Source organism: Micromonospora purpureochromogenes (genome assembly GCF_900091515.1).
GTDB lineage: Bacteria > Actinomycetota > Actinomycetes > Mycobacteriales > Micromonosporaceae > Micromonospora > Micromonospora purpureochromogenes.
Map to the genome: position 1 here is coordinate 1429685 of NZ_LT607410.1, position 21735 is coordinate 1451419.

The 21735-nt window shown below is 73.8% G+C and carries 21 protein-coding genes; 11 read left to right on the forward strand and 10 right to left on the reverse strand.

The window, feature by feature from the left end:
- Window positions 1-70: 70 nt before the first annotated feature.
- Together GA0074696_RS06730 and GA0074696_RS06735 are read left to right on the forward strand one after the other, a co-directional pair.
- The gene (locus GA0074696_RS06730) at window positions 71-433 is read left to right on the forward strand and encodes a DUF742 domain-containing protein (protein WP_088960287.1); all 363 of its coding nucleotides are present in this window, start codon (window positions 71-73) and stop codon (window positions 431-433) included.
- Window positions 414-1034 (forward strand): GTP-binding protein, encoded by a 621-nt coding sequence (locus GA0074696_RS06735; protein ID WP_088960288.1) that lies wholly within the window; start codon window positions 414-416, stop codon window positions 1032-1034. Before GA0074696_RS06730 ends, GA0074696_RS06735 begins: the two co-directional genes overlap by 20 nt.
- A 12-nt stretch (window positions 1035-1046) precedes the next feature.
- Here the strand turns inward: GA0074696_RS06735 and GA0074696_RS06740 are convergent, their stop codons facing one another.
- The 5 genes from GA0074696_RS06740 to GA0074696_RS06760 are packed head-to-tail and all read right to left on the reverse strand — an operon-like array spanning window position 1047 to window position 8638.
- Window positions 1047-2135 carry a uroporphyrinogen-III synthase gene (locus GA0074696_RS06740; RefSeq protein ID WP_088960289.1) on the reverse strand — a complete coding sequence of 363 codons (1089 nt, stop codon included), beginning with the start codon at window positions 2133-2135 and terminating at the stop codon, window positions 1047-1049.
- On the reverse strand, window positions 2135-2482 hold the full coding sequence (nirD, locus tag GA0074696_RS06745; protein ID WP_088960290.1) for a nitrite reductase small subunit NirD: 348 nt from the start codon (window positions 2480-2482) through the stop codon (window positions 2135-2137). Before nirD ends, GA0074696_RS06740 begins: the two co-directional genes overlap by 1 nt.
- Before the next feature lie 32 nt (window positions 2483-2514).
- Entirely contained in the window at window positions 2515-5046 is a 2532-nt protein-coding gene (gene nirB / locus GA0074696_RS06750) for a nitrite reductase large subunit NirB (RefSeq protein ID WP_088960291.1), read from the reverse strand.
- Between the two features lie 56 nt (window positions 5047-5102).
- Window positions 5103-6533, reverse strand: coding sequence for an FAD-dependent oxidoreductase (locus GA0074696_RS06755; RefSeq protein WP_088960292.1), 1431 nt, complete (start codon window positions 6531-6533; stop codon window positions 5103-5105).
- Window positions 6530-8638, reverse strand: coding sequence for a molybdopterin oxidoreductase family protein (locus GA0074696_RS06760; protein WP_088960293.1), 2109 nt, complete (start codon window positions 8636-8638; stop codon window positions 6530-6532). Before GA0074696_RS06760 ends, GA0074696_RS06755 begins: the two co-directional genes overlap by 4 nt.
- A 146-nt stretch (window positions 8639-8784) precedes the next feature.
- Here GA0074696_RS06760 and GA0074696_RS06765 point away from each other — a divergent pair, with 146 nt between their 5' ends.
- From GA0074696_RS06765 to glmM, 7 genes are all read left to right on the forward strand, one after another.
- Window positions 8785-9486, forward strand: a complete 702-nt coding sequence (locus GA0074696_RS06765; protein ID WP_088960294.1) for a class I SAM-dependent methyltransferase — start codon at window positions 8785-8787, stop codon at window positions 9484-9486.
- A 176-nt stretch (window positions 9487-9662) separates the two neighbouring features.
- Window positions 9663-9920: a DUF6364 family protein gene (locus GA0074696_RS06770; protein WP_154941856.1), complete on the forward strand. Its 258-nt coding sequence runs from the start codon at window positions 9663-9665 to the stop codon at window positions 9918-9920.
- A complete protein-coding gene (locus GA0074696_RS06775; RefSeq protein WP_088960296.1) occupies window positions 9910-10203 on the forward strand; it encodes a type II toxin-antitoxin system PemK/MazF family toxin in 294 nt (97 codons plus the stop codon). The genes GA0074696_RS06770 and GA0074696_RS06775 overlap by 11 nt, the downstream gene beginning before the upstream one ends.
- Before the next feature lie 124 nt (window positions 10204-10327).
- Window positions 10328-11710, forward strand: coding sequence for a nitrate/nitrite transporter (locus GA0074696_RS06780; protein WP_407940557.1), 1383 nt, complete (start codon window positions 10328-10330; stop codon window positions 11708-11710).
- A gap of 190 nt (window positions 11711-11900) precedes the next feature.
- Window positions 11901-12344 carry a 50S ribosomal protein L13 gene (rplM, locus tag GA0074696_RS06785; protein ID WP_007465158.1) on the forward strand — a complete coding sequence of 148 codons (444 nt, stop codon included), beginning with the start codon at window positions 11901-11903 and terminating at the stop codon, window positions 12342-12344.
- A 20-nt stretch (window positions 12345-12364) separates the two neighbouring features.
- Window positions 12365-12838, forward strand: coding sequence for a 30S ribosomal protein S9 (gene rpsI / locus GA0074696_RS06790; protein WP_074314527.1), 474 nt, complete (start codon window positions 12365-12367; stop codon window positions 12836-12838).
- Window positions 12839-12951: 113 nt separating this feature from the next.
- Window positions 12952-14307 carry a phosphoglucosamine mutase gene (gene glmM, locus GA0074696_RS06795; RefSeq protein ID WP_088960298.1) on the forward strand — a complete coding sequence of 452 codons (1356 nt, stop codon included), beginning with the start codon at window positions 12952-12954 and terminating at the stop codon, window positions 14305-14307.
- A gap of 251 nt (window positions 14308-14558) precedes the next feature.
- On the opposite strand, the gene GA0074696_RS06800 is transcribed toward glmM, so the two are convergent.
- Complete coding sequence (locus GA0074696_RS06800; protein WP_088960299.1) at window positions 14559-15080, reverse strand: MarR family winged helix-turn-helix transcriptional regulator; 522 nt, start codon at window positions 15078-15080, stop codon at window positions 14559-14561.
- Between the two features lie 381 nt (window positions 15081-15461).
- On the opposite strand from GA0074696_RS06800, the gene GA0074696_RS06805 reads away from it, so the two are divergent.
- Together GA0074696_RS06805 and GA0074696_RS06810 are read left to right on the forward strand one after the other, a co-directional pair.
- Window positions 15462-15851 carry a PPOX class F420-dependent oxidoreductase gene (locus GA0074696_RS06805; protein WP_088960300.1) on the forward strand — a complete coding sequence of 130 codons (390 nt, stop codon included), beginning with the start codon at window positions 15462-15464 and terminating at the stop codon, window positions 15849-15851.
- Complete coding sequence (locus tag GA0074696_RS06810) at window positions 15848-16825, forward strand: aldo/keto reductase (RefSeq protein WP_088960301.1); 978 nt, start codon at window positions 15848-15850, stop codon at window positions 16823-16825. The genes GA0074696_RS06805 and GA0074696_RS06810 overlap by 4 nt, the downstream gene beginning before the upstream one ends.
- 71 nt (window positions 16826-16896) lie before the next feature.
- Here the strand turns inward: GA0074696_RS06810 and GA0074696_RS06815 are convergent, their stop codons facing one another.
- The 4 genes from GA0074696_RS06815 to GA0074696_RS30690 form a co-directional block, all read right to left on the reverse strand.
- Window positions 16897-17847 carry an aldo/keto reductase gene (locus tag GA0074696_RS06815; protein WP_088960302.1) on the reverse strand — a complete coding sequence of 317 codons (951 nt, stop codon included), beginning with the start codon at window positions 17845-17847 and terminating at the stop codon, window positions 16897-16899.
- 380 nt (window positions 17848-18227) lie between these two features.
- Window positions 18228-19337, reverse strand: a complete 1110-nt coding sequence (locus GA0074696_RS06820) for a threonine aldolase family protein (RefSeq protein WP_088960303.1) — start codon at window positions 19335-19337, stop codon at window positions 18228-18230.
- A complete protein-coding gene (locus tag GA0074696_RS06825; protein ID WP_088960304.1) occupies window positions 19334-20527 on the reverse strand; it encodes a pyridoxal phosphate-dependent aminotransferase in 1194 nt (397 codons plus the stop codon). Before GA0074696_RS06825 ends, GA0074696_RS06820 begins: the two co-directional genes overlap by 4 nt.
- 32 nt (window positions 20528-20559) lie before the next feature.
- On the reverse strand, window positions 20560-21060 hold the full coding sequence (locus tag GA0074696_RS30690) for an MmpS family transport accessory protein (RefSeq protein ID WP_157745846.1): 501 nt from the start codon (window positions 21058-21060) through the stop codon (window positions 20560-20562).
- Window positions 21061-21735 lie beyond the last annotated feature (675 nt).

Below are 21735 nucleotides of genomic sequence, written 5' to 3' on the forward strand. Positions count from 1 at the left end.
GCGCGCTCGCGCCCGGCGAGGACAGGCGATCCGGTGCCGGTGGGCTCCGGGCGGGAGGAGGTGATGGCGGATGGAACCCCGGCGGGACCCACGCGGGGCGTTGGTGCGGCCTTACGCGGTCACCCGGGGCCGTACCGAGCCGAGCCGGGACATCGCCCTGGAGGCGGTGCTGTCGGCCAGCCTCACCCAGAGTGCGGAAGCGCGCTTCGCCGGGCACGACAAGTACCGCATCGCCACGGTCTGCGAGGGCCGGGCACAGTCGCTGGCGGAAATCGCCGCGTACACCCGGATGCCGCTGGGCGTCACCCGGGTGCTGGTCGCCGACATGGTGGCCGAGGGCCTCCTGACGCTACACACTGCCGCTCCGGCCGAGGGCTACGAGGAGCGGATGAACCTGCTGGGAAGGGTGCTAAGTGGACTTCGCGAACTATGACCCCGCCGGGGCGCGCCGCAGCCGGGAGATCATCTCCGCGAAGATCGTGGTCGCGGGTGGCTTCGGCGTGGGCAAGACGACAATGGTCGGCGCCATCTCCGAGATCACGCCGCTGACCACCGAGGCGCTGATGACGGCGGCCGGCGTGGGCATCGACGACCCGTCGAAGGTGCCCGGCAAGGAGACCACCACGGTCGCCATGGACTTCGGCCGGATCACCATGGCGCAGGATCTGATCCTGTACCTGTTCGGCACTCCGGGGCAGACCCGGTTCTGGTTCATGTGGGACGAGATCATCCGGGGGGCGGTGGGTGCCGCCGTGCTGGTGGACACCCGCCGGATCACGGACGCCTTCGCGCCGCTGGACTACTTCGAGAACCGGAACCTGCCGTACGTGGTGGCGCTGAACCGGTTCGACGACGCGCCGCAGTACGAGCCGGAGGAGGTCCGCGAGGCGCTGGCCATCTCGCCGGACGTGCCGCTGGTGATGTGCGACGCCCGGCGTCGGGACTCGGTGAAGCAGGTGCTGGTGACCGTGGTCGAGCACGCCATGCTGCGGCTGGAGTCCGAGCACGGCCGGGGCTACGCCCCGGTGGGCTGAACCGCCTCCGGGTCAGTCGACCCGGAGGCGGTAGCCCCGCTTGACCACGGTCTGCACCACGCTGGGGGCCTGGAGCCCGACCCGCAGCCGGGCCACCGCCATCTCCACCGCGTGCTCGTCCGCGCCCCGGGGCAGGGTCCGCAGCAGTGCGGTGCGGGACAGCACCCGGCCGGGCGAGGCGGCGAGCGCCCGGAGCACCGCCATCGGGGCGGGCGCGAGCGGCCGCAGCTCCCCGTCGACCACGGCCGCGTGCCCGCGCAGCGTCAGCAGGTGCCCGGCGGCCTTGACGGTCACCGTACGACGGGGCAGCTCGTCGACGATCTGCCGGACCAGCGCCCCGAGGCGGGCCCGGGCGGGCGCGCTGACCGGCACGCCCCGGCGGACCAGCGGCTCCGCGGTGACCGCGCCGACGCAGCTGGCGAGCACGTCCCCGCGCAGCGCCTCCAGCACCGTATCGGCCCGGTCGCCGGCCGCCCGCAGCAGCGCCTCCGCCGCCGGCGCGGAGGTGAAGGTGACGGCGTCGACCAGCCGGCCGGCGACCAGGTCGATCAGCCGGTGCAGCGGGGCCGGGTCGGTGGGCGGCGCCCAGCGGTAGACCGGCACCTCGATCACGGTGGCCCCGGCCGCCTCCAGCGCCTCGGTGCACTCCGGCTGCCGGTCGCCGTGCAGCTGCATGGCGATGACCTGACCGGCCACCCCGCGCCGGCACAGGTGGTCGACCACCTCGTCGCAGCTCTCCGAGTCGGGCGACCACTGGTCGTGCAGCCCGGCGGCCCGGATCGCGCCGCGCGCCTTCGGCCCCCGGGCCACCACGTACGACCGGGACAGCACCGAGCGCAGCGGCTCGGCGAGCCCCCAGCCCTCGGCCGCCTCCAGCCAGCCGCGCATCCCGATGCCGGTGTTCGCCATCAGGATGTCCGGCGGCCGGTCCAGGCAGAGGCGGGTGGCCTCGCGCAGGTCGCTGTCGTCGGCCAGCGGCACGATCCGCAGGGCCGGGGCGAGCACCACCCGGGCGCCGCGGCGTTGCAGCAGCGCGGCCAGTTCGTCGCGCCGCCGGTCGGCGGTGACCCCGATGGTGAAGCCGGCCAGTTCCTCCCGCATCACTCCTCCTGTCGCAGCCGCACCTCGACCAGCCCGTCCCGGCAGCGGACCCGGTGCACGGGCAGCGTCACGCCGGGCAGGTCCAGACAACGCCCGGTACGCAGGTCGTAGACCTGCTTGTGCAGCGGGGAGGCGACGGTCGGCAAGCCGCCGCGGCTGCCCACGATGCCCCGGGACATCACGTACGCGCCGCCGACCGGGTCGAGGTTGTCGACCGCGAACAGCTCGCCGCCGGTCGAGAAGAGCGCCACCTGTACGCCGTCGACCAGCGCGGCGACGCCCCGGTCGGGATCCAACCGGTCGAGGGGGCAGACAGCCGTCCAGTCCAGGGTGCTCGTCAGGCTCATCGCCCTGCCTCCGTCCACAGTGCTCGTCGGGCTCATCGCCGTACCTCCGGAAGGCCGAGGGCGACCGGCTGGCGGCGGCGGTCGGCCGCCGGGGTGGGTGGTGCCTCGCGCGCGGGCACCGGTTGCCCGCGCTCGACGGCGAAGCTGATCGACGGGTCGGGCACGTCCGGCGCGTTGACGAAGGAGGTGAAGCGGCGCAGCCGTTCCGGGTCCTCGAGGACGTCGCGCCACTCGTCGGAGTAGGCCGCCACGTGCCGGGCCATCGCCGCGTCGAGTTCGGCGCAGAGCCCGAGCGAGTCGTCCACGATCACCGAGCGCAGGTGGTCGAGGCCGCCGTCCATCGCCTCGATCCAGGCGGCGGTGCGTTGCAGCCGGTCGGCGGTGCGGATATAGAACATCAGGAACCGGTCGATCAGGGTGACCAGCTCGGCGGTGGACAGGTCGGTGGCGAAGAGGTCGGCGTGCCGGGGCCGGAAGCCACCGTTGCCGCCGAGGTAGAGGTTCCAGCCGGTGTCGGTGGCGATGATGCCGAAGTCCTTGCTGCGGGCCTCGGCACATTCCCGGGCGCAGCCGGAGACCGCTGACTTGATCTTGTGGGGGGCGCGCAGGCCCCGGTAGCGCAGCTCCAGCGCGATGGCCAGGCCGACCGAGTCCTGCACCCCGTACCGGCACCAGGTCTCGCCGACGCAGGACTTCACCGTCCGCAGCGCCTTGCCGTACGCGTGGCCGGACTCGAAGCCCGCGTCGACCAGCCGGCGCCAGATCTGCGGCAGTTGCTCGACCCGGGCGCCGAACAGGTCGATCCGCTGCCCGCCGGTGATTTTGGTGTAGAGCCGGAAGTCGCGGGCCACCTCACCGATCACGATCAGCTTCTCCGGGGTGATCTCCCCGCCGGGAATCCGGGGCACCACCGAGTAGCTGCCGTCGCGTTGCAGGTTGGCCAGGAAGTGGTCGTTGGTGTCCTGCAACGAGGCCTGCTCGCCGTCGAGCACGTGCCCGGTGCCCAGCGAGGCCAGGATCGAGGCCACCACCGGCTTGCAGATGTCGCAGCCGCGCCCCCGCCCGTGCTCGGCGATGAGCCCGGAGAAGGTGCGGATGCCGCGCACCCGGACGATGTCGAAGAGTTCCTGCCGGCTGGCGTCGAAGTGCTCGCAGAGCGCGGTGGACTGCTTCACCCCGGCCGCGTCGAGCAGCTGCTTGAGCATCGGCACGCACGATCCGCAGCTGGTGCCGGCCCGGGTGCACGCCTTCAGCGCCGGTACGTCCGTCGCGCCGCCGGCGATCGCGGTGTCGATGTCGTCGCGGGTCACCGCGTTGCAGGAGCAGACCTGCGCCGCGCCGGGCAGCGCCCCGGCCCCGGCGCCCGCTCCGCCGGCCGGGGCCAGCAGCGCCAGCGGGGGAGCCGGCAGCGGCCCGCCGACGCTGGCCCGCAGCGTGGGGTAGGCGCTCGCGTCCCCGACCAGCACGCCGCCGAGCAGCGTCTGCGCGTCGTCGGAGAGGACCAGCTTCGCGTACGACCGGGTGGCCGGGTCGGTGAAGGTCACGTCCAGGCAGCCCGGCGTCGTGCCGTGCGCGTCGCCGAAGGAGGCCACGTCCACACCGAGCAGCTTGAGCTTGGTGGCGGTGTCCGCCCCGGGGAAGGTCGCCGACCCGCCGAGCAGTCGGTCGGCGACGACCTCGGCCATCGCGTACCCGGGGGCGACCAGGCCGTGGCAGGTGCCGTCGACCGCCGCGCACTCGCCCACCGCCCAGATCCGCTCGTCGTCGCTGCGGCAGGTCGCGTCGACCAGCACCCCGCCGCGCGGGCCCAGCGGCAGCCCGGCGGCCCGGGCCAGCTCGTCGCGGGGGCGGATGCCGGCGGCCACCACGACCAGGTCGGCGTCGAGCGTGCTGCCGTCGGAGAGTTCCAGCCCGGCCACGAAGCCGTCCGGGCCAGGGCGCAGCGCGGTGGTGGCCACTCCGAGGTGGGTGGCGACCCCCAGCTCCTCGACGTAGCGGCGCAGCATCGCGCCGCCCGCCTCGTCGACCTGCACCGGCATCAGCCGGGGCGCGAACTCGACCACGTGGGTGGCCAGGCCGAGCAGGCGCAGGGCGTTGGCCGCCTCCAGGCCGAGCAGGCCGCCGCCGATCACCGCGCCGGTACGCCGACCCCGGGCGTGCGCCCGGATCGCCTCCAGGTCGTCCAGGGTCCGGTAGACGAAGACCCCGGGCAGCGCCGCGCCGTCCACCGGCGGCACGAACGGGTACGACCCGGTGGCCAGCACCAGCGCGTCGTACGGGTACGCGCCGGCCGCGGTGGTCACCACCCGGCGTTCCCGGTCGACGCCGGTGACGGCCTCGCCGAGGCGCAGGTCGACCCCGTCGTCGGGGGTGTGCAGGTTCAGCTCGTCGGCACCCACCCCGTCGAAGAACGCCGAGAGCCGCACCCGGTCGTACGCCGCCCGGTCTTCCTCGGCGAGCACCGTCACCCGCCACCGCCGGTCGTGGTCGCGGGCGCGCAGCGCCTCGACGAACCGTTGTCCGACCATGCCGTTGCCGACGACGACCAATCGTCCGCCGGTCATCGCGTCACCTCCTCGCGGTCCTGTCGCGTCAGTTCGGTCGATCGCTTTTCGTCCGGTCATCGGTTCGCCCCCACCGAGTCCGCCTCGGACAGCCAGTCGACGATGCCGGCGACCGCGTCCCGGCAGCCGCCGCAGCCGGTGGCCGCCCGGGTCGTCGCCACCACCTCGTCCACCGTCCGGGCCCCGGCCCGCCAGCAGGCGACCAGCGCGCCCTTGCGCACGTCGTTGCACTGGCAGACGGTGGCCGCGTCCGGCATCAGCGCCGGGGACTCCGCCGGCGCCGCCGCGGCCCCGCCCAGCGCGCGGCCCAGCAGCAGCGCCCGCCGGTCGGCCGGCACCGGCGCGCCCCGGTCGAAGAGCTGCACCACCGTGCCGACCGACGGGTTGTCCCCGAGCAGGATCGCGGCGGTCAGCCGCTCCTCGTGGATGCGCAGTCGGGCGTAGGTGCCCCGGGCGGGGTCGGCGAAGGTCAGCTCCTCGCCCGGGCCGTCGGCGGGGTCGCCCATCGCGGCGAGGTCGATGCCGGCCGCCTTGAGCCGGGTCACCACCGGCCGGGGCCGGTAACGGGCGGCCGGGTCCTCGCCGGTGAGCGCCTGGGCCAGCACCCGGGCCTGCGCCCAGGCCGGCGCGACCAGCCCGGTCAGCGTGCCGTCGTGCTGGGCGCAGTCGCCGATCGCCGAGATCCGGGGGTCGCCGGTGCGGAGCTGGTCGTCGACCACCACGCCCCGGTCCACGTCCAGCCCGGCCGCGGCGGCCAGCGCGGTGTCGGGGCGTACCCCGCAGGAGATCACCAGCAGGTCGGCGGAGAGCGACCGGCCGTCGGCCAGGTCGAGGCGGACCCCGTCGGCGTCCGCCGCCACCCGGGTGGCCGCGACGGCCAGGTGGGTGGTCACCCCGAGGCCGGCGAGGGTGCCGGCCAGCACGGCCGCGCCGGTCGGGTCGAGCTGGCGTTCCATCAGGTACGGCACCGGGTGCACCACGCCGACGTCGAGCCCCCGGGCGGCGAGCCCGCGCGCCGCCTCCAGCCCGAGCAGCCCGCCGCCGAGCACCAGGGCGCTGCGGGCGCCCTCGGCGGCGGCGAGGATCCGCCGGCAGTCGTCCAGCGTGCGGAACGGGACCACCCGCTCCGGCAGGTCGGCCGGGTCCAGGCCGGGCAGCGGCGGCACGATGGCCCGGCTGCCGGTGGCGAGCACCAGGTGGTCGTAGGCGATTCGGTCGCCGTCGTCGGTGTGGACCACGCGGGCGTCCCGGTCGATCGTGGTCACCTGCACGCCGGTACGCACGTCGACGCCCTGCCCGGCGACCTCGGCCAGCTCCACGTCCGGCTCGGCGACCTTCCCCGCCAGCAGGGTGGAGAGCATGATCCGGTTGTACGCCCGGTGCGGCTCCGCCCCGAGCACGACGACCTTCAGGTCCCCGTCCCGGGCGTGCAGTTCGGCGGCGAGCCGGGACCCGGCCATGCCGTATCCCACGATGACCACGTTCATGCCTTCTCCACCCGTACGGCGCAGATCTTGAATTCGGGCATCCCGGAGACCGGGTCCGTCGCGTCACTGGTCACGGAGTTGGCCCGGGCCGCGCCGCCCCAGTGGAACGGCGCGAAGACGGTGTCCGGCCGGATCGTCGGGGTGACCCGGGCCGGCGCCCGCAGCTCCCCCCGGCGGGAGGCGACCCGCACCTGGTCGCCCTCGGCCACCCCGAGCCGGGCGGCCAGGTCCGGGTGCAGCTCGACGAAGCCGCCAGGGGCGGCCCGGCGCAGCGCGGCGACCCGCCGGGTCTGGGTGCCGGACTGGTACTGGGCGAGCACCCGACCGGTGGTGAAGTGCAGCGGGTAGTCGGCGCAGACCGGCTCGGCGGCGGGCCGGTGGGTCACCGGCTGGAACCGGGCCCGGCCGTCCGGGGTGGCGAAGGAGTCGGCGAAGAGCCGGGGCGTGTCCGGCCCGTCCGGGTCCGGGCAGGGCCAGAAGACGCCCTCGTCGGCGTCGATCCGTTCCCAGCTCACCCCGGCGTAGTCGGCGACACCGCCGGCCGAGGCCCGGCGCAGCTCGGTGAAGACCTCGGCCGGGTCGGCCGGGAAGGACGCCGGGGCGTCGAGCCGGGCGGCCAGCTCGGTGAGGACCGCCAGGTCGGTCCGGACCCCGGGTGGGGGTTGGCGCAGCGCGTGGCGGCGCAGCACGCGACCCTCCAGGTTGGTCATCGTGCCGTCCTCCTCGGCCCACTGCGCGACGGGCAGCACCACGTCGGCGAGGGCGGCCGTCTCGGAGAGCAGGAAGTCGGCCACCACCAGCAGGTCGAGCCCGCGCAGCCGGGATTCGATCCGGGCGGCCCGGGGCGCGGAGACCACCGGGTTGGAGCCGAAGACCAGCATCGCCCGGGGGCCGCCGGGAGTGCCGAGCGAGTCGAGCAGCTGGTATGCCGGCACGCCCGGCCCGGGCAGGTCGTCGGGGTCGACGCCCCAGACCCCCGCCACGTGCTCCCGGGCCGCCGGGTCGTCGATCTTCCGGTACCCGGGGAGCTGGTCGGCCTTCTGCCCGTGCTCCCGGCCGCCCTGGCCGTTGCCCTGGCCGGTCAGGCAGCCGTAGCCGGAGCCGGGGCGGCCGGGCAGGCCGAGGGCGAGCGCCAGGTTGACGAAGGCGCTGACGGTGTCGACGCCCTTGGCGTGCTGTTCCGCGCCCCGGGCGGTGAGGATGATCGCGCTGCCGGCGGTGCCCAGTGCGCGGGCGGTCGCCTCCAGGTCGGCCACCGGCACTCCGGAGAGCCGTTCCACCTCCGCCGGCCAGTAGCCGGCCACGGTACGGCGTACCTCGTCGAAGCCGGTGGTCCGGGCGGCGACGTAGTCCTTGTCGATGAGGCCCTCGGTGAGCGCGATGTGCAGCAGCGCGTTGGCCACCGCGAGGTCGGTGCCGGGCAGCGGTTGCAGGTGCAGGTCGGCCTGCCGGGCGGTGGCGGTGACCCGGGGGTCGACCACGATCAGGCGTCCGCCGCGTTCCCGCTGGTCGGCCAGGTGGCGCATCAGCGGTGGCATGGTCTCCGCCGGGTTGGCGCCGACCAGCAGCAGGGTCTCCGCCCGGCCGAGGTCGGCCAGCGGGAAGGGCAGCCCCCGGTCGACGCCGAAGGCGCGGATCCCGGCCGCGGCGGCCGACGACATGCACCACCGGCCGTTGTAGTCGATGTGTCGGGTACGCAGCGCCACCCGGGCGAACTTGCCGAGCGCGTACGCCTTCTCGTTGGTGAGCCCGCCGCCGCCGAAGACCGCGACCGCGTCCCGGCCGTGTCCGGCCTGGACGGCGCGGATGCCGGCGGCGATCCGGTCCAGCGCGGCCGCCCAGGTCGCCGGGCGCAGCTCGCCGGTGGCCGGGTCGCGCACCAGCGGGGTGGTCAGCCGGTCCGGGTGGTCCAGCAGCTCGGCGGCGGTCCAGCCCTTCTGGCACAGCCCGCCCCGGTTGGTGGGGAACTGGCGGGGGAGTACCTCCACCCGGTCGCCGGTCTCGCGCAGCACCATCCCGCACTGCAGGGCGCAGTACGGGCAGTGCGTCTCCGCCTGCCGGGGGTCGCCCCCCGATCGGGTCGCCGAGTGGGCACGGTCTGTCATGCCAGTGAAGCGTGCCGGGGGGCGGTTTCCGCTCCGGGTCCCGTCTGTTTCGGTCCTGTCAAGAGCGCCTCACACCGCACGCGGGCAGCCGGCCGGTCGGTGGGTCTATGATATGGGACAATCGTCCTGAAATATGGGAGGCGACGATGAGCGTGACGGCGGCGTTCGACGCGGTGGCCGGCAGCTACGACCAGGCACGACGGCGCCTGGTGCCACGCTTCGACGACTTCTACGGCACGGCGGTGGAGGTGGCGGCCGTGCCGCTGCGGGCCGCGCTGGCGGCGGGGCGTACCCCCGAGGTGCTGGACCTGGGCGCGGGCACCGGGCTGCTCTCGCTGCTGCTCACCGCGGCGCTGCCCGGGGCTCGGGTGACCCTGCTGGACGGCGCCCCGCGGATGCTGGCGGTGGCCGCCGACGCGCTGGCCGCCCGGGGCGTGCCGCACCGGACGGTGGTCGCCGACCTGGCCGATCCGCTCCCCGCCGGCCGGTACGACGCGGTGGTCTCCGCCCTGGCCGTCCACCACCTCGACGACGACGGCAAGCGCGCCCTCTACCGGCGCGCCGCCGAGGCGCTGACGCCCGGCGGGGTGTTCGTCAACGCCGAGCAGGTGGCCGGCCCGACCCCCGCGCTGGACCGCCGCTACGACGAGGTGTGGGTGGCCCAGGCCACCGCGCTCGGCTCCGACGACGCGGAGCTGGCCGCCGCCCGGGAGCGGATGCGGCACGACCGGCCGGCGCCGGTGGACGCGCAGTGCCGGTGGCTCGCCGAGGCCGGGCTGGTCGACGTGGACTGCTTCTTCAAGGCGTGGCGGTTCGCCGTCTTCGGCGGCACCCGCCCGCCCGCCTGACCCCGCCCCAAGTCGCCGCCCTTTCAGAGAAAGCGTGGCTATTCCGCCTCGGATAGCCCCTCTTCCTCTGAAAGTGCGCTCAGGGGAGCGGGGCGCGGGGAGGGCGTTTTGAGCCGTTGGCCGACCGGCGCGAAGCGGGATGACTGCTGGTCATACCAATGGGTAGTCTCAGTGGCATGACTGCCAAGGTGACCCTGTCGTTCTCCGACGAGACGATCGAGGAAGCACGCCGGTTCGCCAAGCGCGAGGGGCTGTCGCTCTCGGCGTGGATGGACCAGGCGGCCCGGGAGAAGGCGCTGCGCGAGGTCTTCACCGCGCACGCCGCCGCGGTCGGCCGGGCGGGGCTCGACCTGGAGACCGCCGCGCTCGCCGACGCCCGGGAGGTCGGCATGGTCGACGACGCGCTCTTCGGCGGACGTCCGCGTGCTGCGTAGGGGCGAGATCTGGCGGATCGAGGGCGCCCGGGAACGGCTCGGGCTGGTGATCAGCACCGACGTCTACAACTCCACCGACGTGCCGATCGTGATGGTGGCCGAGGTGGTCGAGACGGCGCTGCTGCGGGACTCCCCGCTCGCCGTGCCGATGGGCGGGTACGTGGTAATGCCCGACCGGCTCTCCTCGCCGATGAAGAAGTGGTTCACCGAGTGCGTCGACGTCGCCGACACCGAGACCATGCAGCGGGTGGGGCGGGCGCTGCGCATCCTCCAGCAGCTCTGACCGCCTCACCACCGCCCGTCGGCCGACGTGCGATCTCCGTTTCCGGAACGACCCGCGACAGGCACGGTCGGGTAACCGGCCGTTCCTAGCCTCCTGGATGTCACATCGACCAGGAGGAGCCGCCGTGAGCACGCTCGCCCCCACGACAACAGCCCCCGCCGACCCCACGGCCGCCGCCGGGCGCCGGCACCGGATCGACGACTGGCGCCCCGAGGACCCGACGTTCTGGCGTACGACCGGGGCGCCGATCGCCCGCCGCAACCTCTGGGTGTCGATCTTCGCCGAGCACGTCGGGTTCTCCGTGTGGAGCCTCTGGTCGGTCACCGTGCTCTTCCTCGGTCCCGCGTACGGGATCGACCCGGCCGGGAAGTTCCTGCTCACCGCCGTGCCGGCCGCGCTGGGCGCGGTGCTGCGGCTGCCCTACACGCTGGCGGTGGCCCGCTTCGGCGGCCGGAACTGGACCATCGTCAGTGCCCTGTTGCTGCTGGTGCCGGCGGTGCCGATGACGGTGCTGCTGGAGCCGGGGGTGTCGTACACCACGCTGATGGTGCTGGCCTGCCTCACCGGGGTCGGCGGGGGCAACTTCGCCTCCTCGATGGCGAACATCAACCTCTTCTTCCCGGACCGGCTCAAGGGCCGCGCGCTGGGGCTCAACGCCGGCGGCGGCAACCTCGGCGTACCGGCGGTGCAGCTGGTCGGGCTCGCCGTGCTGGCCACCGCGGGGGCGGCGTACCCCCGGCTGGTGCCGGCGGTCTACCTGCCGCTGATCGTGCTGGCCGCGCTGGCCTCGGCGCGCTGGCTGGACAACCTCCCCAACGCCCACAACGAGCCGGGCGCGCTGCGCGAGGCGGCCCGCCAACCGCACACCTGGGTGATGTCGCTGCTCTACATCGGCACCTTCGGCTCCTTCATCGGCTTCGGCTTCGCCTTCGGGCAGGTGCTCCAGCTCCAGTTCGCCGAGCGTTTTCCGACCCCGGTCGACGCCGCCTGGCTGACCTTCCTCGGCCCGCTGGTCGGGTCGCTGATCCGGCCGCTCGGCGGCCAGCTGGCCGACCGGCTCGGCGGCGCCCGGGTCACCTTCGCCAACTTCGTGGCCATGGCCGCCGGCGCCGGGCTGGTGCTGTACGCGGCCCGGGAGCAGTCGTTCCCGCTCTACCTGACCGGGTTCCTGGCGCTCTTCGTCTTCTCCGGGATCGGCAACGGGTCGACGTACAAGATGATCCCGGCGATCTTCCGCGCCAAGGCGGCGGCCGAGGGGGAGCTGACCGGCGACCCCGAGGCGGCCGAGCGGCGGGCCCGCCGGCTCTCCGGGTCGCTGATCGGCATCGCCGGGGCGGTCGGCGCGTCCGGTGGGGTGCTGGTCAACATCGCCTTCCGGCAGTCGTTCCTGACCTCCGGCAACGCCGAGGCGGCGTACCTGGCCTTCATCGGCTGGTACGCGCTCTGCTTCGCCCTGACCTGGGCGGTGTACCTGCGCCCGGGCCCGCGCCGGCTGGCCGGGGTGTGACCTGTACCATCGTGACGTCGCAAGCCACGCTGGGTGAACCCCCGTTTTGACCTGCCGACGGGGCGCCGGGTATCGTTGCCTGCTGTTGTACGACATCCAGAGGCGTGCCGCATCAGGTACGCTTGGTCGTTCGTGCGCGCTGGTCACCTCGGCGCGCGACCCCAGACCGACGACGAGACAAGGTAGACCTGTGCGTACGTACAGCCCGAAGCCGGGTGAGATCGAGCGTCAGTGGCACGTTATCGACGCCTCTGATGTCGTGCTGGGCCGCCTGGCCACCCACGCCGCCACGCTGCTGCGCGGCAAGCACAAGCCGACTTTCGCGCCGCACGTCGACACGGGCGACTTCGTCGTCATCGTGAACGCGGGCAAGGTTGCGCTGACCGGCAACAAGCGCCAGACCAAGGTTGCCTACCGCCACTCCGGTTACCCGGGTGGTCTGAAGCAGGTCGGCTACGACGAGCTGCTGACCAAGCGCCCCGAGCGGGCCATCGAGCTGGCTGTGAAGGGAATGCTCCCGCACAACAAGCTCGGCCGTCAGCTGATCAAGAAGCTGAAGGTCTACGCCGGTGCCGAGCACCCGCACCTCGCGCAGCAGCCGGTGCCGTTCGAGATCAAGCAGATCGCGCAGTGAGCGCGGGCGAAGGAAGCAGCATGACCGACATCACCGAGACCGAGGTTGCCCCGGAAGCCCCCGAGGCCACCGAGGCGCCGGCGCCCGTCGCCCGCGCGCCTCGTGGTGACCGGCCGATCCAGACCGTGGGCCGCCGCAAGGAGGCCATCGTCCGGGTGCGCATCGTCCCGGGCACCGGCAAGATCACCTGCAACGGCCAGGACCTCGAGGCGTACTTCCCGAGCAAGGTGCACCAGCAGCTGATCAAGGACCCGCTGGTCACCGCCGAGAAGCCCGAGCAGTTCGACGTCATCGCCAACCTGCGTGGCGGCGGCACCACCGGCCAGGCCGGTGCGCTCCGGCTGGGCATCGCCCGCGCGTTGATCATCAACGATCCGGACGACCGCCCGGCCCTGAAGAAGGCCGGCTTCCTGACCCGGGACGCCCGGGTCAAGGAGAGCAAGAAGTACGGCCTCAAGAAGGCCCGTAAGGCTCCTCAGTACTCGAAGCGCTGATCATCAGCGACACGTTGTACTTCTGACGGACGGCCGGGATCGCCTCCCCACGCGGGAGGTGGCCCGGCCGTTCGCCGTTTCCCCTGGGACCCTTTCATCGGAGGTTGGCGGGTATGGGCCGGTTGTTCGGCACGGACGGCGTACGCGGGCGGGCGAACGCGGATCTCACCCCCGAGTTGGCGCTGGCGGTGGCGGTGGCCGCCGCGCACACGCTGGCCGAGTCGGACAAGACGCATCCCCCGCTCGCCGTGGTCGGCCGGGACACCCGGGCCAGCGGCGAGATGCTGGAGGCGGCCGTGGTCGCCGGGCTCACCAGCGCCGGGGCCAACGTGGTCCGGGTCGGCGTGCTGCCGACCCCGGCGGTCGCCTTCCTCACCGCGGAGGCCAAGGCCGACCTCGGCGTGATGCTCTCCGCCTCGCACAACCCGATGCCGGACAACGGGATCAAGCTCTTCGCCGCCGGCGGGCACAAGCTGCCGGACGAGATCGAGATGCGGATCGAGGCGGCCGTCGAGGCGAACGCCACCACCGCCTGGGACCGGCCGATCGGCGCCGGCGTCGGCCGGGTGCACGACCTGCTCGACGGCGCCGACCACTACGTGCAGCACCTGGTCGGCACGGTGCCGCACCGGCTGGACGGGATCAAGGTGGTGGTGGACTGCGCCAACGGCGCCGCCGCCGAGGTGGCCCCGGTGGCGTACCGGGAGGCGGGCGCCGAGGTGATCGCCATCCACGCCGAGCCGGACGGGCTCAACATCAACGACGACTGCGGTTCCAACCACATCGACGGGCTGCGCGCCGCCGTCGTCGAGCACGGCGCCCACCTGGGCATCGCGCACGACGGCGACGCCGACCGGTGCGTGGCGGTGACCGCCGACGGCGACGAGGTCGACGGCGACCAGCTGATGGCGATCCTCGCGCTCGCCATGCGGGAGGCCGGCACGCTCGCCCAGGACACCCTGGTCGCGACCGTGATGAGCAACCTCGGCCTGCGCCTGGCGATGTCCGCGGAGGGCATCCGGCTGATCGAGACCAAGGTGGGCGACCGGTACGTCCTGGAGGAGCTGCGCGCCTCCGGCCTCGCCCTCGGCGGCGAGCAGAGCGGTCACATCGTCATGCCGGCGTACGCCACCACGGGCGACGGCGTGCTCACCGGGCTGCACCTGATGTCGCGGCTCGCCGCCACCGGCAAGTCGCTGGCCGAGCTGGCCTCGGTCGTGACGAAGCTGCCGCAGGTGCTGATCAACGTGCCGGTCGGTGACCGCACGGTCGGCGCCAGCGCCCCCGAGGTACGGGCCGAGGTGGAGCGCGCCGAGGCCGAGCTGGGCGAGACCGGCCGGGTGCTGCTGCGCCCGTCCGGCACCGAGCCGCTGGTGCGGGTGATGGTGGAGGCCGCCACCGAGGCGACCGCCCGGAGCGTCGCCGAGCGGATCGCCGAGCACGTACGCGCCGCCAGCCCGGCCGCCTGACGGATCGGCCCGGCCGCGCGCTCAGGGCTCGCGGCCGGGCACCCCGCCATTTCAGAGGCGCAGCCGGGTGGCCCACCTCGGGGCCGCCGACGCCATCGCCAGCCTGGCGGACCTGGCCCGCAGCGACCTGCTGGCACCGGGGGAGTACGCGCTGGGTGCTCAACGCCGGCTGGGGGTGCCTGCTGGTGCGCCGCCCCTGACCCGGCGCGGGGAACGACGGCGCCGGCGGTGCCGCCGTTTTACCCGGTCGATCAGTCGTCGACCGCGCCGAGGACCGCGACCGTACGCTCCAGGAACTCGCGGAACCGGACCCGCTCCTCGTTGTCGAACGCTGCGGCGAGCCGGTTCTCCACCCGCAGCGCGGCCTCGTCGGCCCGCTCCACCAGCGCCCGGCCCGCCGGCGTGACCCGGTTGACCAGCAGCTTCTGGTGCATCCGGGACGGCTCCCGCTCGATCAGGCCCTTGGCCTCCAGGTTGGCCAGCACGGTGGCCATGGTCTGCGGGGTCACCATCGAGTCCCGGGCCAGCTGGGCCGCCGACATGCCGTCCGCGGAGGCGAGCAGCAGCAGCGCGGCGTACTGCGGGACGGTCAGGTCGAACTCCCGCAGGAGCTGGCTCTTCCGGCCGATCAGCGCCTGCTCGACCCGCTTGATCACGTGCCCGAGCCGGTCCGCGGCGATCGCGCTGGCGGGCGACGAGCCCTCGTCGGTCGGGCCGGACGGCTGCCGAGGGCGGCCTGTCCTCGGCCGGGTTGGCACCTTCGGCGGAGTCATGTCAGCAGTCTTCCATCTGTCAGGCCCCGCAGCAACGGGCGCGGCCCCGGTCGATCCCCTCTGAACAGGGCTTATTGCGGGCCTTGACCGGCTCTGCGGCTCGGCTCGAGCCCGCTTCGAGGAGCCCTGGTGCTGGTACGCCCGACGGTCACGTGGATGCCTGTGACGGGGGGAACCGGGCCGAGCTGGTGCGCCGCCGGCTCGCGGAGCTGCTCCGGCCGGCCACCGGGCCCGCCGGGCGGATCGACGGAACGCGGGACGGCAAGCGCATCGTGTGCTGATCCATGACAGGGTTCTGATGTAGGGTCGGTGGTGGACTGCCGCCGGGTCCGCCGTTCGTCCGCATCGGACGGTATCCGTCAACGACCAGCTGGAGGCGCCATGACCACCATTCCGGACAGTCACCGTGATCTGCTGGAGCGCCCACTCTTCGCGCACCTGGGCACGACCCGGCCTGACGGGCAGCCGCAGGTGAACCCGATGTGGTTCAGCTTCGACGGCGAGTTCCTGTACTTCACCAACACCACGACCCGCCAGAAGTACCGCAACGTCCGCACCGATCCACGGGTCAGCGTCTCGGTGAACGACCCGGAGCAGCCGTACCGGTACCTGGAGGTGCGCGGCGTGGTGGAGCGCGTGGAGCCCGACCCGGAAGGTGCGTTCTTCACCCAGCTCGCCACCCGGTACGGGATGGACTTCGGCGGTCCGCCCGCGGACGCCGCGCACCGGGTCGTCTACGTGGTCCGCCCGCAGGCCTCCAGCCACCAATGACCGGCACCCACCAGGCGGTGGTCGCGCCGCGCGCGCTGGGGGACGCCGGTCCGGCGGTCCACCCCATCGGGCTCGGCTGCATGGGCATGTCCTGGGTCTACGCGCCGCAGGAGCGTGACGAGGTGGCCGCGATCCGGACCATCCGGCAGGCGCTCGACCTCGGGCTCGACCTTCTCGACACCGCCGACCTGTACGGCCCGTTCAGCAACGAACGGCTGCTCGGTCGGACCTTGAAGGGGCGCCGCGACCGGGCGGTGGTGGCCACCAAGGCCGGCCTGGCCGTGGACGACGCCGGGTCGATCCACCGCGACGGCAGTCCCGCGCACCTGCGCGCCTCCTGCGAGGCCAGCCTCCGGCGGCTCGGTCTCGACCACGTCGACCTGCTGCACCTGCACCGGGTCGACCCGGCCGTCCCGCTGGAGGAGACCTGGGGCGCCATGGCCGAGCTGGTCGCCGAGGGCAAGGTGCGGGGAATCGGGCTGTCCGAGGTGTCGGTGGCGGAGATCGACCTCGCCCACGCGATCCATCCGGTCGCCACGGTGCAGAACGAGTTGTCGCTGTGGAGCCGCGAGCCCCTGGCCGACGTGCTGCCCCACTGCCGCACGCGGGGCATCGGCTTCGTCGCCTGCTGCCCGCTCGGCAGGGGGTTCCTCACCGGAGCCTTCCGCGAGCCCGGCGACCTGCCGGCCGGGGACGGCCGACGCGACTACTTCCCGCGGTTCTCCGCCGAGGCGATGCGGCAGAACCGGGCCCTGCTCGACGAGCTCGACGCGGTGGCTCGGGACGCGGGGCACACTCCCGCGCAGCTCGCCCTCGCCTGGGTACTCGCCCAGGACGACGCGGTGGTCGCGATCCCCGGGGCCAGGACCCGGCCGCACCTGACGGAGAACGCCGAGGCGGCGTCGGTGGTGCTCACCGCCGACGTACGGGCCCGGCTCGACGCCCTGCCGCCGGCGGTCGGCGGTCGATACTGAGCGACGGTTGCCGCCCCGATGACGTGGGGCGGCAACCGTCGTCGAATTTGCGTCGCGGAATGTGTGCCGGCTCAGTACCTGGTGCCCACCGGCTCGGGGAGGGCGTCGAGTGCCGAACGCGCATCCGCGGTCAGCGTGGTCGAATCCGCGGCCATGTTGTCTTCCAAATGACTGAGCGTCTTCGTGCCCGGAATGGGAACCACGTTGTCGGCGAGCGCCAGTAGCCAGGCGAGCGCCACCTGCGCAGGTGTCGAACCTATTTCAGAACTGATACGAACAACCCGCCGGGCGATTTCTTGATTTGCGGAAATTGTATCTGGTTGGAAACGTGGCAGGTTGCGCCGACCGTCCCGGACCGGCAGGTCGGCGGTGCCGGCGAAACGACCGGTGAGGAAACCGCGGCCGAGCGGCGCGAACGGCAAAAATGTGATCTGTTTGGCTGTGCAGTACGGCAGGACCGAATCCAGCGGCTCGCGCGTCCACAGGGACAGCTCGGACTGGACGCTCGCGACCGGGTGGATCGCCTCGGCGCGCCGGATCTCGTCGACCGACACCTCGGACAACCCGATCATCCGGGCCTTGCCCTCGGCCACCAGCTCGGCCAGCGTCCCCCAGCTCTCCTCGATCGGAACGGCCGGGTCGACGCGGTGCAACTGGTAGAGGTCGACATGGTCCACACCCAGCCTGAGCAGGCTCGCCTCGCACGCGGCCCGCAGGTGTTCGGGGCGTCCGTTGCGGTGCACCGCGCGCCTGCCGTCGGCCAGCAGGCCGCCCTTGGTCGCCAGCGCGACCTGGTCACGACGCCCGCGCAGCGCCCGGCCGACCAGGCGTTCGTTGGTGAACGGGCCGTACAGGTCCGCCGTGTCGAGAAGGTTGCAGCCCAGCTCGATCGCCCGGTGGATGACCGCGACGGAATGGTCGTCGTCGCGCGCGTCCTCGTCGTATCCCCAGGACATCCCCATGCAGCCGAGGCCGATGGCTCGTATTTGCGGACCGTCGCCGCCGAGCCGTGTGTAGCGCATGTTCTTCCCCCATGCCGAATTGGTTGCAATCGGGCTCGGGTCAGCCTATCACCCGCCATCATTGGATGCGGGTGTGAAAATGTGACAGGGCATTGACATTAGCCACTCGTAACGGGTTGTGGTCATTTGTGGCCCGGGGAATTCTCACACGCAGTGGATCTGTGCTGGTGAGCGGCGCGATTGTCGGGTCGGCCGATGGTGTCCGTCGGTCGATGCGCCGGGTGTGCCGCAGCGGACCGCGCACACACCCCGGCGGGGCCAACCGGAAATGAACAACGGGGAAAAATGGACGGAGCCGAGATTCAGGTGCCCGGCTGAGCTGCGCGCTCCACCTGCCCGGCGGGGCCGGCGCCGGTGAGACGCCGGCCGGCCGCTGCCCGTCAGGCGGTGCGGACCCGGCGGAGGAACCGCCCGCCCAACTCGACCACCTGGTCGGCGTCCAGCTCGGTCGCCGGCCCGGCCACCGTGACCTCGGCCATGGCCAGGCCCGGCACCTCGGTGTCCTGCCAGCCGCCGACGAACCACGCCTTCTCCTCCTCGGCGAGGGCGAGGTTCGCGTCGTTCAGCGCGTCCGCCGGATGCGGCAGCCACAGCCGGAACTGGTGGGTGTGTGGCGGCGCCGGGTACACCCGCGCGCCGGGCAGGCCGGCCAGCGCCGCGGCCACCACCTTCGCGTGCCCGACGTAGCCGGCCAGCCGCGGCAGCTCGCGGTCCAGGCCGGCGAGGGCGGCCAGCGCCGCCGGCCACTGCTGGAAGACGGTGCCGCCGTACCGGTGCCGCCAGGCCCGCGCGTAGCGAACCAGGTCGGCGGGGCCGGCCAGCACCGCACCCGAGTGGCCGCCGAGGGACTTGTAGAACGAGACGTAGACGCTGTCGGCGAGGGCCGCGATCTCGGCCAGCGACCGACCGAGGTGGCCGGTCGACTCCCAGAGCCGGGCACCGTCGAGGTGCACCCGCGCGCCCCGGTCCCGGGCCGCCCCGACCACCGCCACCAGCTCGTCCCAGGTCGGCAGCACGAAACCGGCGTCGCGCAGCGGCAGTTCGAGCAGCAGGGTGCCGACCGGCTCGTCGAGCGCGGCGACCTCCTCGGCGGTCGGGTTGCGCGGGGCCGTCGTGGTGAGCACCGCGCGCAGCCCGCCGAGCACCGCGTACGCGTCCCGCTCGTGCATCAGCGGGTGGCTCAGCGGGTGCAGGCCGACGGCGCTGCGCCCGGTCACCTCGGCGCCGTACCGCATGGCGACCTGCTGGGCCATCGTGCCGCTGGGGAAGAAGGCGGCCGCCTCGGTGCCGAGCAGGTCGGCCACCCGGCGCTCCACCGCCTCGACCGCGCCGCCCTCGCCGTAGAAGTCCGGCAGCAGCTCGTCGGAGGCGGCGGCGCGGATGTTGTCGAGCTGCTCGACGACCGAGGGCGGCCGGGCCCCGGATAGCACGGTGTCGCAGCCGCGCAGCGCGGTGAGCCGGCGGACCCGTTCGGCGTACCCGTCGGTCATCGGGCCTCCTTCAGTTGGCGCAGGCGGGTGACCGCCTCGGTGAGCACGTCGGGGCGCTTGCAGAAGGCGAAGCGGACCAGCCGCCGGCCCGCCTCGGGGTCGTCGTAGAAGACCTGGGTGGGCACCGCGACCACGCCGCACCGCTCGGGCAGCGACCGGCAGAACTCCACCCCGTCCCGCCCGCCCAGCGCGGTCACGTCGGCGGTGACGAAGTACGTCCCCTCCGGGGTCAGCGCGTCGAAGCCCGCGTCGGTCAGCCCGGCGACGAGCTGGTCCCGGCGTCGGCGCATGCCCTCCTGGAAGTCGGTGAAGTAGGCGTCCGGCAGGGCCAGCGCCACGGCGACCGCCGGTTGCAGCGGCGCCGCGTTGACGAAGGTGAGGAACTGCTTGACCCGCAGCACCGCCGAGACCAGGGGGGCCGGGCCGCTCGCCCAGCCGACCTTCCAACCTGTGCAGGAGAAGGTCTTGCCCGCCGACGAGATGCGCAGCGTCCGCTCCCGCATCCCGGGCAGGGTGGCCAGGGGCACGTGCGGCGCGGCGGCGTCGGGGAAGACCAGGTGCTCGTACACCTCGTCGGTGACCGCGTACGCGTCGTGCTCCTGGCAGAGCTCGGCGACCAGGGCCAGCTCGTCGGGGGTGAAGACCTTGCCGGTCGGGTTGTGCGGGGAGTTCAGCAGCACCAGCCGGGTCCGCGGGCCGAACGCGGCGCGCAGCGCCGCCGGGTCGAAGGCGTACCGGCCGTCGTCGCCGGGACGCAGCGTCACCGGCCGCCGGACCGCGCCGGCCAGCGCGATGGAGGCCGCGTACGAGTCGTAGTACGGCTCGAAGCAGACCACCTCGTCGCCGGGCTCGCAGAGGGCGAGGATGCTGGCGGCGATCGCCTCGGTGGCGCCGGCGGTGACCACGATTTCGCCGTCCGGGTCGTACTCCAGTCCGTGGAAACGGCGCTGGTGGTCGGCGACGGCCCGGCGCAGCGCGGGGATGCCCGGGCCCGGCGGGTACTGGTTCTGCCCGCCGCGCAACGCCTCGGCCGCCGCGGCCAGCATCTCCGGCGGGCCGTCGCTGTCCGGGAAGCCCTGCCCGAGGTTGACCGCGCCGGTGCGGACGGCCAGCGCGGACATCTCGGCGAAGATCGTGGTGCCGAACGGACGCATCCGGGCCACGAGCGGGTCGACATCTGGCGTCGTCACGCCGGCCAGCCTACGGGCGCGCGGCACCGACCTCAGTGGGCCCCGCAGCTGACCTGGTATCCCGGCTCGCCGGCGTCGGTCACCGGCCGGCGGTCGCCGACCCGGGCGGAGCAGGTGACCCTTCCCTCGTCGGCGTTGTTCCAGGCCATCACCAGCACCCGCTCCGGGTCGTCTGTGCGGATCTGTTGCCGCCAGGGCAGCCGCACGCCTTCGAGCCGGATGAACTCGCCGTTGGCGTCGTAGTACTGGATGTCGCCGCGCCCCTTTCCGGTCACCTCGTAGGACACGACGATCCGGCCGCGACCGGTCGAGGGCGTGGCGGCTGCCGTCGCGGGCTCGCTGGGGGTGGGCGGCGTCCAGGTGGGGTATGGGCTCTCCTCGTCGTAGTCGCCGTCGTAGTACGGGTCCGGGTCGTCGTAGTACGGATCGTCGGCGGTCGGGGTGTACCGCCCGACCAGCACGCTGCCCACGCCCAGGCACCCGCACACGCCCAGGACGAGCACCGCGACGACGGCGATGACGATGCCCACCACCCGACGTCCCTGAGCCGGGTCGGGTGGCGGCCGGTACCCGGGGTACGCGTAGGGCGGCGGATAGCCGGACGGCGGGTAGGGCGGCGGGTAGCCGGCCGGGGGCCAGCCGGCGGGCGGCGTACCCGGTCCGGCCGGGCCGCCGGGCGCGCTGCCCGGCCCGCCGGCGGGTGCGGCGAAGGGCCTGGCGGGTGCGGCGTGCGGCCCGGCGGGGGGCGTCGCGGGCCGGGGTGCGGCTGGCGGGGCCGTCGGCCGGCCGCCCGCGCCCCAGTCGGCGGAGCCGTCGGGCGCTGACCCGCCCTGAGATGTGGCCGGGTCGGCGGGGAGAGCCGGCGGCGTCGCGGGGGTGGTCGACGGGGCCGCCCACGGGTCCGGCGCCGTCCAGGGCTGCGGCGCGGCCAGCGGATCCGGCGGCGTCCAGGTGGACGGCGAGGGGGCCGGTGGGGCGGTCGGGTCGGCCGGGGCGGAGCCGGCCGTCGGGGTCGACGGCTCGACCGGGGCGGCGGGCGACGGCTCGGAGGCCTGCGGTGCGGGCGGCGATGGCTCGGGCGAGGACGGTTCGGACATGGCTGCTCCGCAAACGGGCGAGGGGAACGGGACGAACGGGCCGCCCGAGGGACGTGCTGGATCCGCCGAGAGACTGTCGTACCGGGGGCGGGCCCGCAACCCCGTCGGCCC

Excerpts from the sequence above, each read along its gene's own strand:
- GA0074696_RS06755 (WP_088960292.1), bottom strand. The coding sequence starts at position 6,533 with ATGAACGTGGTCATCGTGGGATACGGCATGGCCGGGTCCCGGCTCGCC.
- GA0074696_RS06810 (WP_088960301.1), top strand. The coding sequence starts at position 15,848 with ATGACCGGCACCCACCAGGCGGTGGTCGCGCCGCGCGCGCTGGGGGAC.
- GA0074696_RS06805 (WP_088960300.1), top strand. The coding sequence starts at position 15,462 with ATGACCACCATTCCGGACAGTCACCGTGATCTGCTGGAGCGCCCACTC.
- GA0074696_RS06740 (WP_088960289.1), bottom strand. The coding sequence starts at position 2,135 with ATGCGGGAGGAACTGGCCGGCTTCACCATCGGGGTCACCGCCGACCGG.
- GA0074696_RS06770 (WP_154941856.1), top strand. The coding sequence starts at position 9,663 with ATGACTGCCAAGGTGACCCTGTCGTTCTCCGACGAGACGATCGAGGAA.
- nirB (WP_088960291.1), bottom strand. The coding sequence starts at position 5,046 with ATGACCGGCGGACGATTGGTCGTCGTCGGCAACGGCATGGTCGGACAA.
- nirD (WP_088960290.1), bottom strand. The coding sequence starts at position 2,482 with ATGAGCCTGACGAGCACCCTGGACTGGACGGCTGTCTGCCCCCTCGAC.
- glmM (WP_088960298.1), top strand. The coding sequence starts at position 12,952 with ATGGGCCGGTTGTTCGGCACGGACGGCGTACGCGGGCGGGCGAACGCG.
- GA0074696_RS06765 (WP_088960294.1), top strand. The coding sequence starts at position 8,785 with ATGAGCGTGACGGCGGCGTTCGACGCGGTGGCCGGCAGCTACGACCAG.
- GA0074696_RS06815 (WP_088960302.1), bottom strand. The coding sequence starts at position 17,847 with ATGCGCTACACACGGCTCGGCGGCGACGGTCCGCAAATACGAGCCATC.
- GA0074696_RS06820 (WP_088960303.1), bottom strand. The coding sequence starts at position 19,337 with ATGACCGACGGGTACGCCGAACGGGTCCGCCGGCTCACCGCGCTGCGC.
- rpsI (WP_074314527.1), top strand. The coding sequence starts at position 12,365 with ATGACCGACATCACCGAGACCGAGGTTGCCCCGGAAGCCCCCGAGGCC.
- GA0074696_RS06800 (WP_088960299.1), bottom strand. The coding sequence starts at position 15,080 with ATGACTCCGCCGAAGGTGCCAACCCGGCCGAGGACAGGCCGCCCTCGG.
- GA0074696_RS06760 (WP_088960293.1), bottom strand. The coding sequence starts at position 8,638 with ATGACAGACCGTGCCCACTCGGCGACCCGATCGGGGGGCGACCCCCGG.
- GA0074696_RS06730 (WP_088960287.1), top strand. The coding sequence starts at position 71 with ATGGAACCCCGGCGGGACCCACGCGGGGCGTTGGTGCGGCCTTACGCG.